This is a genomic window from Arthrobacter sp. 05N429 (assembly GCF_056397045.1).
Genome location: NZ_JBFTMQ010000001.1, coordinates 804461 through 819811 on the forward strand (window position 1 = coordinate 804461; position 15351 = coordinate 819811).

Here is a 15351-nt window from a genome sequence, read left to right on the forward strand (position 1 = left end):
TGTCCGGGCGGGGCAGGCATGCCCCGGCCCGTGAGAGCATGGTGGCAGTTTGTTGGCTAGGAACGAGTTATCCGTGGCGGTTTGCCGTGCGGATGCCGCTGCAGGAGGAATATTCGATGGACGTAGATACCCTGGACGCGAAAATTGTCCGATTCTTCACGGATGCGCCCCGGGCGTCGGTGCTGGAAGCCTCCCGGGTGCTCAAGGTTGCCCGCGCCACCGTGCAGTCGCGGCTGGACCGGATGCAGGACAGCGGTGTCATCGGGTCCTGGGTGCCGCAGCCGGATCCGGCGCATTTTGGCTTCCCGGTGGTGGCGTTCTGCTCCCTGACGATCAACCAGGACCTGGGGCATGACGCGGTGGTCGAAGCGCTCGCGGCGATCCCGGAACTGATCGAAATCCACACCGTCTCCGGCAGTTCGGACCTGATGGCCCGGATTGCGGCCCGCTCCAACCCGGACCTGCAGCGGGTGCTGGATGCCATGATCGCCACCCGGACGGTACTGCGCTCGTCCTCGGTGATTGTGCTTAACACGCACTTCCAGGGCCGCACCCTCCCGCTGCTGGAAGCCGCCGCCAACGAAGGGTGAGCAGGCCGCGCCCGGGGGCGTGCGCAGCGGTCACCATGTGAGCTGAAACATTTTGCGCCCAGACCGGACAGTCGTATCATTAGTTCTAGTCACTTTGACTATAACTACTCCGGCGGTGGGACCGGAACCGTCCGGGCCGTCCCCGCAGGGGCCGGCCCGAAACCTGAGAATGCGGGGTGAACCACCGTGTACACAACAGCAGCCAACGTCTCCGAACGCCAGACCGCACCGCCGTCGCTGGCCATCTCCACGGTGATCTTCGCCCTGCGCCCCAGTGAGCGCTCCGGGCGCCCCACCCTCTGGATTCCGCTGGTGCGCCGGATCCGCGAACCGTTCAAGGGACTGTGGGCACTGCCCGGCGGCCCGCTGACCCATTCCGAATCCCTGCCGGACGCCGCCTCGCGGAACCTGCAGGAGACGACAGGGCTGGCGCCCAGCTACCTCGAGCAGCTCTACGCTTTCGGCGGCCTGCACCGCTCACCCACCCAGCGCGTCGTTTCGATTGTCTACTGGGCGCTGGTGCAGCCCACCGAGGCCGCGCTCGCGGACGAATCCGAAAACGTCAAGTGGTTCCGGGCCGACCGGCTCGGCGATCTGGCCTTCGACCACAACGCGATCATCGACTACGCGCTCTGGCGGCTGCGCAACAAGATGGCCTACGGCTCCATCGCGTACCACCTCCTGGGCGAGTACTTCACCCTGGCCCAGGTCCGGGAGGTCTACGAGGCCGTCCTGGACCGTGAACTGGACCCGGCCAACTTCCGCCGGCAGGTCAAGGCCACGCCGGAGATCGAAGAAACCGACCAGTACCTGCAGGGCGGCAAACACCGCCCGCCCCGCCTCTACCGCTTTACCGGCCGCCCTGGCCTTGACCCAGACAACAGGAGCACACCATGAGCAGCGTCAACACAGCCATCCAGCTGATCACGCGCGAACAGGCCACCACCAGTGCCAACGGCAGGTCAACAGCGTCCACCTGCAGCCCGGCGCTCGCCCGCGGCCCCTGGGACTACGATCTCGCCGAGGCCCTCGCAGGTGTGCCCGCCTACGGCCCCGGCGCCTCCGTCGCCGACGTCGCCCCGGCCTCGACCCCGCGGCAAGGCCAGCTCCCGGAGGAGTACAAGCTCGCCGGCGCAGCCGAACTCGACGCCCGGATCCGGGCCGCCAAAGCGGCGCTGGGGGACCGCGCCGTCGTCCTGGGACACTTCTACCAGCGCGATGAGGTCATTGAATACGCCGACTTCGTGGGCGACTCCTTCCAGCTGGCCAACGCCGCCCTGACCCGCCCGGACGCCGAGGCGATCATCTTCTGCGGCGTGCACTTCATGGCCGAAACCGCGGACATCCTGTCCCGGCCCGACCAGGCCGTGATCCTGCCCAACCTGGCCGCGGGCTGCTCCATGGCGGACATGGCGGACATCGACTCGGTGACCGAGTGCTGGGAACAGCTTGAGGAAGTCTTCGGCACCGAGCCCGACGCCGACGGCCGGGTCCCGGTCATCCCGGTCACCTACATGAACTCCTCCGCCGCCCTCAAAGGCTTCTGCGGCGAGCGCGGCGGCATCGTCTGCACCTCCTCCAACGCTGCGACCGTGCTGGAGTGGGCGTTCGAGCGCGGCCAGCGCGTGCTGTTCTTCCCGGACCAGCACCTGGGCCGCAACACCGCCAAGGCCATGGGCGTGCCGTTGGAGCAGATGCCCATGTGGAACCCGCGCAAAGACCTCGGCGGCAATGACGAACAGACCCTGCTCGATTCCCGGGTGATCCTGTGGCACGGCTTCTGCTCGGTCCACAAGCGCTTCAACGTCGGCCAGATCGAGAAGGCCCGCGCCGAGTTCCCGGGCGTGCAGGTGATCGTGCACCCGGAATGCCCCATGGAGGTGGTGGACGCCGCAGATTCCGCCGGGTCCACGGACTTCATCAAGAAGGCCATCGCCGCCGCCACCGAACCCACCACGTTCGCGATCGGCACCGAGATCAACATGGTCAACCGCCTCGCCGCGGAATACCCGCAGCACACCATTTTCTGCCTGGACCCGGTGATCTGCCCTTGCTCCACGATGTACCGCATCCACCCCGGCTACCTCGCCTGGGTCCTGGAAGCGCTGGTCCGGGGCGAGGTGGTCAACCGGATCACGGTGGCGGATGCCGTCGCGGCCCCGGCGAAGGTTGCCCTCGAGCGGATGCTGGCGGCGCGGCCGTGACCAGGCGGCTGGTAGTGGTCGGCAGCGGCATCGCCGGACTGTACGCCGCGCTGCTTGCGTCCGACGCCGTCGTGGACGGCGGGCCCGCCTGCGAGGTGGTGCTGCTGACCAAGGGAACCCTCGAGCAGAGCAACACCTTCTACGCCCAGGGCGGCGTCTCGGCTGTGCTCACGCCGGGGGAGGCCGCGCCGGGCGATTCCGTGGCGGCCCACATCGCCGACACCCTGGCCGCCGGCGCCGGGCTCAACGACCCCGAGGCCGTGCGGGTGCTGTGCACCGAGGCCGTCCGGGACATCGCCGGCCTGCAGCGGTTCGGCGTGCGCTTCGACGCCGGACCCTCCGGCGGCCCGGCGCTCGGCCTCGAGGCGGCACATTCCGCCGCCCGCATCCTGCACGCCGGCGGGGACGCGACCGGTGCGCGCATCACGCGCGCCCTCATCGCCGCCGTCGTGGAGCGGACAGTCAACGGCCGGCTGCGGGTCGAGACCGGCGCGTTTGTCACGGACCTGCTCACCGACGTCCCTGGAACTGGCCCGACGGCGGGCGCCGCCAGGGTTACCGGCGTCGCCTACCTGGCCGACGGTCAACCCCGGCAGTTGGACGCCGACGCGGTGCTCCTGGCCACCGGCGGTGCCGGACGGCTCTTCGCCCGGACCAGCAATCCGTCCGTCGCCACCGCAGACGGCCTGGCCCTGGCATGGCGGGCGGGTGCGTCCGTCCGGGACCTGGAGTTCTTCCAGTTCCACCCCACCACGCTGGCTGCGGAGGAGATCCCGGGCGGTCCGCCGGCGCTGCTCATTTCCGAGGCGGTCCGCGGGGAAGGCGCCGTCCTGCTGGACGCCGCCGGTTACCGCTTTCTGCCGGACTACCACCCGGACGCCGAACTGGCCCCGCGCGACGTCGTCTCCCGCAGCATTGCCCTGCACCTTGCGGCCATGGGCGCGCCGGCGGACAGCCCGGTCTTCCTGGACGCCCGGGGGATCGAGGCCGCCCGCGGGCCGGGCTTCCTGGCCCGGCGTTTCCCCACCATAGACGCGGCCACCCGCGCCGCCGGCTACGACTGGACCAGCCAAACGCTCCCGGTGTCCCCGGCAGCCCACTACTGGATGGGCGGCGTGTCCACCGACCTCTGGGGGCGCACGTCCGTGCCGGGGCTGTACGCCGCCGGCGAAGTCGCGTGCACCGGAGCGCAGGGCGCCAACCGGCTGGCCAGCAATTCACTGCTGGAGGGGCTGGTGTTCGGGCGGCGCGCGGTCGAGGCGTTCCTCGCTGGCGTACCGTCGCACGACGGCACTGCTCCGCGGGCTGTCTCGGCCGCGGGCGGCCTCCCCTTGACGCCCGCTTCCGCAGCGCTGTCGCGCGACTTGGCTAGGGAGAGTAGCCCACCGGCGGCTCCCGAGGTTGGTGTGAAGTCTGAAGCTGGTCCCGTCCAGTTCAGCCGGGATGCTCTACGGCGGTTGATGACCGGGCACGCTGGCGTGTTGCGCAGCGGGGAGCAACTGCGGGAGGCGGAGGCCACCCTTGCTGCCTGGGCCGCCGTCGTCCGCCCCGGGATCGTGGCGGACGCAGCGGACCCGGGAGAGCACGAGGACCGGAACCTGCTGCTCGCCGCGCAGCTGCTGGTGGCCGCGGCCCGGCAGCGGACCAGCTCCGTTGGAGCCCACTACCGTGCGGACGCAGAACCCGCGGCCACCGTCCCCGCCGTGCTCGCGGCGCCCGCCCGCTCCACCCCGCCGGCCGGCACGTTCGGCCACCGCCACGCCGCCCTCTCACGTCCGAAACAAAGGATCTCCTCATGACAGCACCCGCCACAGCCCGCCCCACTGTCTCCCCAGTAGCCGCGCTCGCCGGAAGCCTGCCCGCCGCCGCCGTGGACGCCGTGCTGCGGGCCGCCCTGCTGGAGGACGCCCCCTACGGCGACATCACCTCGCAGGCGCTCATCCCCGCGGACGCGCGGGCGACGGCGGTCCTGGCCGCGCGCGTTCCCGGCGTGCTCAGCGGCGGGGAGGTGTTCGCGGCCGCCATGAAGCTCACGGATCCCGGGGCCGACGTCGAACTTCTCGTGGCCGACGGTGCCGCCTTTGCCGCCGGAACGGCGCTCGCAAGGGTCAACGGGAACGCCCGCGCCGTGCTGCTCGCCGAGCGCGTGGCCCTGAACCTGGTGCAGCGGATGAGCGCGATCGCCACCAAGACGGCGGAGTTCGTCGCCCTCGTGGAAGGCACCGGCGCGCGTATCACCGACACGCGGAAGACGACGCCGGGCCTGCGGGTGCTCGAACGGTACGCCGTCCGTTGCGGCGGCGGAGCCAACCACCGCTTCGGACTCTCGGACGCCGTGCTGGCCAAGGACAACCACCTGGCCGTTCTGACCGGGGGAGACCCGGCGAAACTTACCGCCGTGCTGCGGGAGGCCAAAGCGCGTCTGGGGCACACCACCCACTTTGAGGTGGAAGTGGACAACATGGACCAGATCGGACCGGTGCTGGCGGCCGGCGTGGACACCATCATGTTGGACAACTTCACGCTGGCGGACCTCGCCGCCGGGGTCGCCCTGGTGGGCGGCCGCGCCCGGGTCGAGGCCAGCGGCAACGTCAACCTGGCCTCAGTGGCCGGCATCGCCGCCACCGGCGTGGACGTCATCTCCATCGGCGGACTCACGCACAGCGTCGCGGCCCTGGACCTGGGCCTCGACCTTGAGCTGGGCCTAGAGGGCGAACGGAACAGCGAACATACGGCGGGCCCGGCGACGCCATGATCTTCCTCGACGCCGCGGCCACCACCCCGGTCCGCCGCGAAGTGCTCGCAGCGATGTGGCCGTACCTCAGCGGGGACTTCGGCAATCCCTCAAGCCACCATTCGCTCGGCGACTCGGCCGCTGCTGCGCTCGCCGGGGCGCGGGCAGCAACGGCCACGGCGCTGGGCTGCCGCCCGGGCGAGGTGGTCTTCACCTCCGGCGGCACGGAGGCGGACAACCTGGCCGTCAAAGGCATGGCGCTGGCCCGGCGCGCGGCGGACCCGCGGCTGGACCGGGTGGTGATCAGCGCCGTCGAACATCCCGCGGTGGAGGAGTCCGCCCGCTACCTGGAACGGGTGCACGGCTTCGCCGTTGACGTGGTGCCGGTCGACTCCTATGGACGCGTCACCGAAGAGGCCCTTGCCGCCGCGCTCCGGCCGGACACCGCGCTGGTCAGCATCATGTACGCCAACAATGAGGTGGGCACGGTCCAGCCGATAGTACGGCTGGCGTCGCTGGCCCGCGCGCAGGGCATTCCGTTCCACACCGACGCGGTGCAGGCCGCCGGGTGGCTGCCGCTCGACACCGCAGTTCTGGGCGTGGACGCCCTGAGTATCTCCGGGCACAAACTCGGCGCCCCGAAGGGCAGCGGTGCCCTGTTCGTGCGGAGCCGGACCCGGCTGGAACCCGTGATCCATGGCGGCGGGCAGGAACGCGGGCACCGGTCGGGGACAGAGAACGTGGCCGGGGCCGTGGCCCTGGCGACGGCGCTCACGCTCGCCCGGAGCTCGCAGGGGGACCGTGCGGCACATGTCGCCGCCCTGCGTGATGACTTCACCGGCTCGGTGCTGGCGGGCGTTACGGGCGCGGTCCTCACGGGCCATCCTTGCGAGCGGCTGCCCTCCGTCGCGTCGTTCTGCTTCCCGGGGACCAGCGGCGAATCCGTGCTGCTGGAACTCGAGAGGCTGGGGGTCATCTGCTCCAGCGGTTCGGCCTGCGCTGCGGGCTCGGACGAGCCGTCCCCGGTGCTGCTGGCGATGGGAATAGCCGCCGAGGTCGCCCAGACCGCGGTCCGCTTCAGCTTCGACTCCACGATTACGGCCGCCGAGCTGCAGGAGGCGGCGGCCGCGGTCCGCACCGCCGTCGGCCGTGTCCAGGCCCTCGGCACGCCTTGACCCTCGCGTTGCCCTGTCACTTAATGCTGTTCCGGGGCCCTCAGAGGGACGATATCTGACAGCGCAAACCGGGTTTAGCGGTGACGGGCGCGGCGGAAGATCCAGTGCCGCAGCAGGGAAAAGCGCACCGCCGTGGCCGCGAAGCCGGAGAGCGTGGTGGTCCACAGCTCGTCGGCCACAGTGGCGTCGGGGTTGATCCAGTGCAGGACGCCGAGGCTGCCGCCGGTGATCAGCAGCGCTACAAGGATCACGATCAGCCCGTTGAGATGGTCGCGCTTGAGCCGGTGCCGGTCGGTGATCTTGAAGGTCAGCCGCCGGTTCAGCGCCGTGTTCATCAGCGACGTGAGGATAAGGGCTGCCGCGTTGGCCGGCTGCGAGCCGAGATACGGCCGGAGGAAGGCGTACAGCGCCAGCGACGTTGCCGTGCAGACAATCCCGACGGCGGTGAACCTCAGCAGCTGCCGGACCAGCGGGTAGCGCAGGACGCCGCGGTGCCGGCGGCGGGCCGGAGAGCCGGCAGGGGACTGGAGGCCGGCGGCGGCAGATGCGGGCGCAGGGGAGCGCTGCTCGAGCTGGGCATCCATCCGCTCAGTACAGTTCGCCGACGGGGATTTCCACGGCGAGGCGGTTGGACGGGCCGGCGAGGGGGCATGCCCACGCCTCGTTGTACGCGCAGGAGGCGTTGTAGGCAAAGTTGAAGTCCACCACGAACTCGGCGTCCGGGCCGGATCCCTGCACGCCGTGGAAGGCGCCCTTGATGGTGTCCAGCAGGTAGCGGCCCGCACCGTAGCTGCCCCCTGGCTGCCCGGCCGTCGCATCGCGGAACGGAACAAAAATGCCGCCGCCGTAACCGTGGAGCTTCCACACGGCGAGCTGGCCCATCTCCGGCAGATCGAACGTGCCCAGCCGGACAAACCGGACCAGGCCGTCGGTCCCGGTCTCCACATTCATTTCCCGCCCGGCACCCTCGCCCGTCAGCGGAATGTGGAAACGGTAGATCGGGTCGTAGTCCGCCGTCTTCAGCCCGCCGAAGGTGGACTTGGCGGCCGCCGTGAGCGGCGACGCGGGGTGGGTGCCGAACATCCGGTCCCGCTCCTGGCGCCAGTACGAATGCGCCTCGGCCGGATCCTCCGCCGCGAACTTCCGCACGTTGGCGTAGAGCGCGAAGGTCCGGAGCCGCCAGTCCGCGATGTCGACGGCGGAGATGTCCGCCACGCTGTCCTGGGCTCCGAAATCCGTGGAGTCAAAATCCTGATCCGCCATGTCCCCAGCGTATCCCGCTTTCCCGCCGGAGAATCGCGCCGCCGAAGTCCGGCTTAGGGCCCGGCCCGGCCGTAGACTTTCGCGCATGCAGACCACCACCGAGCGGCCCGTCGGCCGCGCCGCCGCCGCCCTGGCCGAACTGGTGCGGTTCCGCACCGTGTCCTCCCGGACTGCCAGCGAGGTGGACACCGGCGAGTTCGATGGCTTCATCGCGGCCCTGGCCCGGCTGTATCCCGCCGTCCACACCGGCCTGGACCTCGAGCGCGTCAACGGCCAGGCACTGCTGTACCGCTGGCCGGGCACCGGTCCGGACCCCGCTGCGCGTCCGTCCGTGCTGATGGCCCATTACGACGTCGTCCCCGCCGGCGACCCGGACGCGTGGACCCGGCCGCCGTTTTCCGGGCACAACGACGGCACCTACCTGTGGGGCCGCGGCACCCTCGATGACAAAGGCCAGCTGGTCGCCGTCATGGAGGCGGCCGAATCCCTGCTCGAAGCAGGGTTCGCCCCCGCCCATGACCTCTACTTCTCTTTCGGCAACAACGAGGAGACCGCCGGGGCCAGCGCTGCCGCCGCGGCGGAACTGCTGGCCGGGCGTGGAGTGCGGCCGTGGCTGGTCCTGGACGAGGGCGGCGCCGTGGCCGTCGGGGCGTTCCCCGGCGTGACCCGGCCGGCCGCCGTCGTCGGTGTGGCCGAAAAGGGGATCCTGGACGTGGAGCTGCTGACCCGCGACGCCGGCGGCCACGCCTCCACGCCTCCCCGGATGGGCGCGACGGCGCGGCTGGCGCGCGCCATCACCCGGATCGAACGCAGCCCTTTCCCGCAGTCGCTGCCGGACGTGACCGTTGAGATGCTCCGGCGTTTCGGCCCGCACGCCCCGGCCCCGCTGCGGGCCGTGTTCGCCAGACTGTCGCTGTTCCACGCCCCGGTGACCCTGCTCTTCGGCCGGATGGGGGGCGAGACCAACGCCATGACCCGCACCACCGTAGCCATCACCACGCTGGAGGGCAGCACCGGGGCCAACGTCCTGGCCGCCACCGCCCGGGCGAACGCCAACATCCGGGTGGCCGTGGGGGAAACCGTCGAAGGGACCGTGAAGCGGCTGCGAAAGATCATCCGTGACCCCAAGGTGGAGCTGCGCGTCGTGGAAGGCAACGACCCCTCTCCGGTGTCGCCACACTCCGGGGCGCAATGGGAGCTGCTGGAGGGCTGCATCACCGGAGTGTTCCCGGAGGCGCTCGTCACCCCGTACATCATGATGGGCGGCACGGATTCGCGCCGTTTCACCGGGATCTGCGACGCCGTGTACCGCTTCGCCCCGTTCTCCATGGACGCCGAGGCGCGGGGCTCCATCCACGCCGTCGACGAGAAGATCGCGCTGGAGACTCTGGAGCGCGGCGTCAGCTTCTACGAAACGCTGATCCGGGAACTCTGAGCGGCCCGGAGTCCGGCTACGCTGGCACCATGACAGGGACGGACACCTTCCGGCGGGCCTCGGCCCGCGGCCTCCGGATCACCGCCGCGCTGGCGCTCGCCGCGGCCGCGCTGTCGGGCTGCAGCAGCGACTCCAAGGGCACCCCCGCCTGGACGGCGGGCAGCACGCCGGGAGCAAGCGGAGCACCCTCGGGGGAACCGTCCGCGGGCAGCACCGCCCCGGCCACCTCACCCGGGTCCACCGCGTCCGGTTCAGCGGCACCGGGCTCGACGGCGTCGGCGTGGAAGGTTTTCACGGATCCGGCGAAGAACGTCAGTTTCGAGCTGCCGCAGGAATGGATCGCCCAGTCGGTGGCCCCGGCGGAGGGAACCATGCCCGGCGCGCTCAAGATTGAGGTCAAGGACGCCGACGGCGGCTACCTCGCCACACTGCAGACCGGACTTCCGCCGCAACCCGCCGCGGCCTGCGCGGATGACGCCGCGAAACCCTACGTTGTGGTCAGCAGCGTCCCGGTCGACCTGCCGCACCGCGGCGGGGAAGGCACCATAGACCCGCGTGTGGTGTTCCGGGTGACCCAGGGCTACAAGTATTTCGGGTCCTACGGCATCACCAACGTCGTCGGCGGCACGGAAGGAAAGGCCTGCACGCTGCAAAACCTGGTGCGCGGCCCCGAAGGCAAGGGCGACTACTCCTTCGGTGACCTGACGGAGCTGAAGGCCTTTGCCCCGGATCAGAAGGTTGCCCCCGCCAAGGCGTTCGACACCCTCGACCAGGCAGCCAAATACGTCAACGAAGGCTCGGAATTCGCCAACGTCCAGCGGATGCTAATGTCTCTGAAGATCAAAAACTAGTCCCGCGCCGCCCGCACACTTCCGGGCCGGCAGCGGCGACACTCCCAGCCGTACCCTCACACCCCGGAGATACATGCAGCGCTCTGTAGCCGCCCGCCTGGCCTTCAAGACCGTGGCCGACACCAAGGTCGCCCTGGCCGTGTCCGTGGCTCGAAACCCCGGCTACAGCAGCTTCCTGGAGTCGCTGTCCGTGACGGCCGGCGGCGAGGATGTTCCGCTCACGGAGCTCTCCGACCACCACGGCGGTCGCTTCCACTACATGGAATTCGCTGAACCCACCGAGGTGCTCGTGGACTACGCGGCGAACGTTTCCGGGTTCGCGCTGCCGGAGGAACCACGGCTGATGGAACTCATCCGCTACGTCCGGCCCAGCCGCTATGCCGAGTCCGACCGGCTCCTGCCCACGGCCTACGCGGAATTCGGCGGACTGCAGGGCGAAGAACTCGTCTACGCGGTGCGCAACTGGGTCTTCAGCGAACTCCGCTACATCAGCGGATCCTCACGCGGGACCGACGGCGCCGTCGAGACGCTGCTTCACCGGCGAGGGGTCTGCCGCGACTTCGCCCACCTGGCCATCTCGCTGCTGCGCGCCAAAAACGTTCCTGCCAGGCTTGCTGCCGTGTACGCCCCGGGACTGAGCCCCATGGACTTCCACGCGGTGGCCGAGGCCCACCTCGACGGTGCCTGGCACGTCATCGATCCCACCGGCCTGGCCCCGCGGGAGAGTATGCTGCGGATCACCGCCGGCCGGGATTCCTCGGATACCGCGTTCCTGTCGACCGTTGGCGGCAGCCTGTCCCTGACCCAGCTCCAGGTGACTGCCGTCGTCGACGGCGAACTGCCGGACGAGGATCCGGCGAAGCTCGTCACCCTCCACTGACCTCCCCCGGAAGCCGCGGCTCAGCGCGCCGCCACGGAAGCCCGCAGCTTCTCGGTCAGACGCAGCAGCTCCTGCTGCTCGGCCGCCGTCAGCGCCGGAACCACCAGGGCGGCAATGTCGCGGACGTGCTCCCGGCCAATCTGCTTCTGCAGCTCCCAGCCGGCCTCGGTGAGCCTGATCAGGACGCCGCGCCCGTCGTCGGGGGAGGGCATCCGCTCCACGAGGCCGCGCCGTTCAAGCCGCTCAACGAGCCTGCTCAGGCTGGACTGGCTCAGCAGCACATGGTCGTTGAGCTCGTTCTGGCGGAGCCACCCGGACGGGCAGCGGGACAGCGTGAACAGCACGTCGTACTCGTTGATGGCCAGGCCCCTGAAAGCCGGGCCGGCCTGGAGCCTGCGCATCACCGCCACCTGGGCGCGGAACAGGGATTCCCAGGTTTCCGCGGCCAGGCGCACCGGTGATTCGGTCTGCGCGGACATCACGCGCTCGGATTGCCGGCGGGACCGGCGGATTCGCTGACGGACTGTGCGGCTGCGGCGAGCGACGCTGCCACCCGCCCGGCGTGGGTGGGCGGTTCGGGGACGTGGGCCGGGGTCTTGTCCGCGTATTCCTTGCGCAGGACCGGCAGGACCTCTTCGCCGAACAGGTCCAGCTGCTCCAGCACGGTCTTCAGCGGCAGGCCGGCGTGATCGATCAGGAACAGCTGGCGCTGGTAATCGCCGAAGTACTCGCGGAAGGTCAGGGTCTTCTCAATGACTTCCTGCGGGCTGCCGACGGTCAGCGGGGTCTGCGAGGTGAAGTCCTCCAGCGACGGGCCGTGGCCGTAGACCGGGGCGTTGTCGAAGTACGGGCGGAACTCCTTGACGGCGTCCTGGGAGTTCTTGCGCATGAAGAACTGCCCGCCGAGGCCCACAATGGCCTGGTCTGCCTTGCCGTGGCCGTAGTGCTCGTAGCGCTCGCGGTAGAGCCCGATCAGCTGCTGGTAGTGCTCCTTGGGCCAGAAGATGTTGTTCGCGAAGAAGCCGTCGCCGTAATACGCAGCCACTTCGGCGATCTGCGGGGTGCGGATGGAGCCGTGCCAGACGAAGGGGGCGACGCCGTCGAGCGGGCGCGGCGTGGAGGTGAAGTTCTGCAGCGGGGTCCGGTGCTTGCCGGACCAGTTGACCGTGTCCTCATCCCAGAGCTTGCGCAGCAGGGAGTAGTTCTCGATCGCGAGTTCGATCCCGTCCTGGATGTTCTTGCCGAACCAGGGGTAGACGGGGGCGGTGTTGCCGCGGCCCAGGACCAGGTCCACGCGTCCGTCCGCGAGGTGCTGGAGCATGGCGAAATCCTCGGCGATCTTCACCGGGTCATTCGTGGTGATCAGCGTGGTGGCCGTGGACAGGATGATGCGCTCCGTCTGGGCGGCGATGTAGGCCAGGGTGGTGGTGGGGGAGGAGGAGAAGAAGGGCCGGTTGTGGTGCTCGCCGATGGCGTAGACATCCATACCGATTTCCTCGACCTTTTTGGCGATCGCCACGGACGCCTTGATGCGTTCGTGCTCCGTCGGGGTACCGCCCGTGGTGGGGTCGGTGGTGATATCGCTGACGCTGAATACGCCGATCTGCATGATGTGCCTTTCCGTGGCCGGAGACTTCCGGGAGCTGTTCCTACTATAACCGATTTACATGCATTTGCATCTATCGACCGGTACAACACCCGCCACGGCCAAATATTCCCCGCCCTGTCACTGCCGTGTTGCCCGCCTGTGGCGGGCCGCGGCCCTACGATGCAAAGGATCGCTGGCCAACAGCAGTCCAGCCCGCCCGAAAGGTTGCCATGCGCCGCGTCCTTGCCTTCTTGTGTCTGGTCGAGATCACCAGCGGGATCCTGCAGGGCTATTACACGCCCATCCTCACCGACATCGCCCGGCACCTGGACATCCACGACGGCGACGTCAACGGGTTCGAGGCGGCGCAGTTGATGGTCAGCGCACTGGCCGTCCCAGTGCTGGCCAAGCTCGGCGACATGTACGGGCACCGGAGAATCCTGCTCGTATCGACCCTGCTGACCGCAGCGGCGTCCTGGGGGGTGGCGCTCGCACCGGACTTCTGGACCTTCCTGGCGGCATGGTCCCTGCAGGGGTTCTACGTCGTCTGGCTGCCGCTGGAGATCGCCCTGATCTTCAGCCGGGTGCACCAGTTGCCCGACGGCGCCGCCCGCACCCGCCGCGCCGCCGGGCTCTTGGTCGGAGCGCTGGAATTCGGGGTGATTGCGGGTGCCCTTGCGGCAGGAGCGCTCGTCGAGGCGCTCGCAGGCCAGCTGCAGCTCGTGCTGATGATCCCCGCCGTGGCCGTCACAGCGTGCTGGTTCGCCATCCGCTTCGGTGTGCCGGAGTCGACCGAACGCAGCGGGGGACGGGTGGACACGCGAGGCTTCAGCCTGCTCGCCGTCGGGCTCCTCCTGATCACCTCCGGCCTGACCTTCATGCGGCTCAACGGCCCCGGCGCGTGGTGGCCGTGGGCGCTGGTGGCTGCCGGAATTCTTGTCTTCATCCCCTTCACGCGCTTCGAGCTAAGCCGCGAGAATCCGCTGGTGGACATCAGGATGCTGCGCAGCAAGTCCATGTGGCCGGTCCAGCTGACGGCGCTCCTGTTCGGCGTCTCGGTGCTCGGCGCGCAGGCGCCGCTGTCCACCTTCGCCCGGACCGACCCCGCAGTCCACGGCTACGGGCTGGGCCTGCGGGCCGGCCAGGTCTCCATCATCATTGGCGTATACGTGCTCGCGCTGCTGGTGGGCGCTCTGCTCTACCCACTCGTGACACGTCGGCTGACCCCGCGCTGGACTCTCGTCTGCGCCGCCGCCCTGGTGGGTGTGGGCTATCTGCTGTTCCTGCCCTTCCACGCCAGCCTCACCCAGGCCCTGGTCAACATGGCGATTGCCGGCGTCGGCTCCGGGGCCCTCGTCGCCGCGCTTCCTTCGGCCGCTGCCGCCGCCGCACCGCTCAACCGGACAGCGATGGCCACCGGATTGACCAACACCACCAAAACGATAGGCGGGGCCTTCGCGTCCGCGGTGTTCGGCATCGCGCTGCTCAGCCACGTCCTCGGCGAGGCGGGAGCCGTCGCCGGGGCGGCAGGGGAGACCGCGGCGCCGCTGGCCGGGTACCTCACGGTGTGGACCATTTGCGGCGTGACGGGCCTGATCGCGGCCGCGGTCCTGGTCCTGGTGCCGAGGCTGGCTTTCTCCGACCCGGCACCCGTGCCTGTTCCGCTCCCCACCGGCTCGCACTAGCCGGTCGTGACCCGTTCCGGTTCTCAGGTGCGGGAAGCTGGGACGGAGCCGCTCGTTGGAGGGGCGGGCTCTTTCTCTGGGACGGCTTGGGCGCTATCTTCGTAACTTGGAGGATGCACACATGATGAAAAGGCTCGGAAGGACTGCCGCTGCGGGGATCTTGCTTGTGTTCGGCCTCGTAGTATCGGGATGCACGACGTCGCGGCTGGAGCCCGGAGCCGGGGTGGATGCGCGGGCGGTGCTGGAGGATTTCAAGGCCCGGGGGATGATGGGCCATCTTGAGGCGCTGCAGCGGATCGCCGATGACAACGGCGGGAACCGGGTGTCGGGCACGTCCGGGTATGAGGCATCCGGCCGGTACGTTGAGGAGCAGCTGCGCGCCGCCGGGTACACCCCGGTCCGGCAGACATTCACCTACCGGGGCGACGGCAGGAACAGCAAGCAGGTGGAGACCTTCAACATCCTCGCCGAGACCGGCGGCAGCGCCGAGAACACCGTGGTGGTGGGCGGACATCTGGACTCCGTGGAAGATGGCCCGGGGATCAACGACAATGGCAGCGGCGTCGCGGCCATCCTCGAGACGGCGAAGTGGATGAAGGAGAAGGGAATCACTCCCGTGAACCGGGTGGTGTTCGCGTTCTGGGGCGCAGAGGAGAATGACCTCGACGGTTCCCGCCACTACGTCAACGAGTTGAGCAAGGCCGAGAAGGACCAGACGGCGGCCTACCTGAACGTGGACATGGCGGCCTCGCCGAACGGGGTGCGGTCCTTTCACGACGGCGACGGGTCCGACTTCGGGCATGCCGGGCCGAAGGGCTCCGACGGGATTGAAGCCGTCTTCGAGCGCTACTTCAAGGAGAACTCGCTGCCGGCGGAAACAACGCCCTTTGAGGACGGCGACTCCGATTACGACCCGTTCCTCAGGGCAGGCATTCCCGGCGGCGGG

General features: G+C 69.5%; 15 protein-coding genes. 11 read left to right on the forward strand and 4 right to left on the reverse strand.

The annotated features are described in order from the left end of the window. Positions 1–116: 116 nt before the first annotated feature. The 6 genes from AC1DF4_RS03790 to AC1DF4_RS03815 all read left to right on the forward strand — a co-directional run bounded on the left by AC1DF4_RS03790 (position 117) and on the right by AC1DF4_RS03815 (position 6703). On the forward strand, positions 117–590 hold the full coding sequence (locus tag AC1DF4_RS03790; RefSeq protein ID WP_476911589.1) for an Lrp/AsnC family transcriptional regulator: 474 nt from the start codon (positions 117–119) through the stop codon (positions 588–590). Between the two features lie 186 nt (positions 591–776). Continuing rightward, positions 777–1487, forward strand: coding sequence for an NUDIX hydrolase (locus AC1DF4_RS03795; RefSeq protein ID WP_476911590.1), 711 nt, complete (start codon positions 777–779; stop codon positions 1485–1487). Further along, positions 1484–2794: a quinolinate synthase NadA gene (gene nadA, locus AC1DF4_RS03800; RefSeq protein ID WP_476911591.1), complete on the forward strand. Its 1311-nt coding sequence runs from the start codon at positions 1484–1486 to the stop codon at positions 2792–2794. The genes AC1DF4_RS03795 and nadA overlap by 4 nt, the downstream gene beginning before the upstream one ends. Then, positions 2791–4593 carry an L-aspartate oxidase gene (locus tag AC1DF4_RS03805; RefSeq protein ID WP_476911592.1) on the forward strand — a complete coding sequence of 601 codons (1803 nt, stop codon included), beginning with the start codon at positions 2791–2793 and terminating at the stop codon, positions 4591–4593. Before nadA ends, AC1DF4_RS03805 begins: the two co-directional genes overlap by 4 nt. Continuing rightward, entirely contained in the window at positions 4590–5549 is a 960-nt protein-coding gene (nadC, locus tag AC1DF4_RS03810; protein ID WP_476911593.1) for a carboxylating nicotinate-nucleotide diphosphorylase, read from the forward strand. Before AC1DF4_RS03805 ends, nadC begins: the two co-directional genes overlap by 4 nt. Then, a complete protein-coding gene (locus AC1DF4_RS03815; RefSeq protein ID WP_476911594.1) occupies positions 5546–6703 on the forward strand; it encodes a cysteine desulfurase family protein in 1158 nt (385 codons plus the stop codon). Before nadC ends, AC1DF4_RS03815 begins: the two co-directional genes overlap by 4 nt. Positions 6704–6777: 74 nt before the next feature. On the opposite strand, the gene AC1DF4_RS03820 is transcribed toward AC1DF4_RS03815, so the two are convergent. Together AC1DF4_RS03820 and AC1DF4_RS03825 are read right to left on the reverse strand one after the other, a co-directional pair. Beyond that, positions 6778–7287 carry a GtrA family protein gene (locus AC1DF4_RS03820; protein WP_476911595.1) on the reverse strand — a complete coding sequence of 170 codons (510 nt, stop codon included), beginning with the start codon at positions 7285–7287 and terminating at the stop codon, positions 6778–6780. 4 nt (positions 7288–7291) lie between these two features. Next, positions 7292–7966 carry a DUF1684 domain-containing protein gene (locus AC1DF4_RS03825; protein WP_476911596.1) on the reverse strand — a complete coding sequence of 225 codons (675 nt, stop codon included), beginning with the start codon at positions 7964–7966 and terminating at the stop codon, positions 7292–7294. An 85-nt stretch (positions 7967–8051) separates the two neighbouring features. Here AC1DF4_RS03825 and AC1DF4_RS03830 point away from each other — a divergent pair, with 85 nt between their 5' ends. The 3 genes from AC1DF4_RS03830 (at position 8052) to AC1DF4_RS03840 (ending at position 11132) form a co-directional block, all read left to right on the forward strand. Then, complete coding sequence (locus tag AC1DF4_RS03830; protein WP_476911597.1) at positions 8052–9401, forward strand: M20/M25/M40 family metallo-hydrolase; 1350 nt, start codon at positions 8052–8054, stop codon at positions 9399–9401. Positions 9402–9430: 29 nt separating this feature from the next. Further along, positions 9431–10252, forward strand: a complete 822-nt coding sequence (locus AC1DF4_RS03835) for a hypothetical protein (protein WP_476911598.1) — start codon at positions 9431–9433, stop codon at positions 10250–10252. 73 nt (positions 10253–10325) lie between these two features. Further along, complete coding sequence (locus AC1DF4_RS03840; RefSeq protein ID WP_476911599.1) at positions 10326–11132, forward strand: transglutaminase-like domain-containing protein; 807 nt, start codon at positions 10326–10328, stop codon at positions 11130–11132. Between the two features lie 20 nt (positions 11133–11152). Here the strand turns inward: AC1DF4_RS03840 and AC1DF4_RS03845 are convergent, their stop codons facing one another. Beyond that, positions 11153–11611, reverse strand: a complete 459-nt coding sequence (locus AC1DF4_RS03845; protein ID WP_476911636.1) for a MarR family winged helix-turn-helix transcriptional regulator — start codon at positions 11609–11611, stop codon at positions 11153–11155. Then, the gene (locus tag AC1DF4_RS03850; protein WP_476911600.1) at positions 11611–12741 is read right to left on the reverse strand and encodes an LLM class flavin-dependent oxidoreductase; all 1131 of its coding nucleotides are present in this window, start codon (positions 12739–12741) and stop codon (positions 11611–11613) included. The genes AC1DF4_RS03845 and AC1DF4_RS03850 overlap by 1 nt, the downstream gene beginning before the upstream one ends. A gap of 209 nt (positions 12742–12950) precedes the next feature. Between AC1DF4_RS03850 and AC1DF4_RS03855 the strand changes: the two genes are divergently transcribed. Beyond that, a complete protein-coding gene (locus tag AC1DF4_RS03855; RefSeq protein WP_476911601.1) occupies positions 12951–14405 on the forward strand; it encodes an MFS transporter in 1455 nt (484 codons plus the stop codon). 121 nt (positions 14406–14526) lie between these two features. Then, on the forward strand, positions 14527–15351 hold an 825-nt coding region (locus AC1DF4_RS03860; protein WP_476911602.1), incomplete at its 3' end, for a M20/M25/M40 family metallo-hydrolase.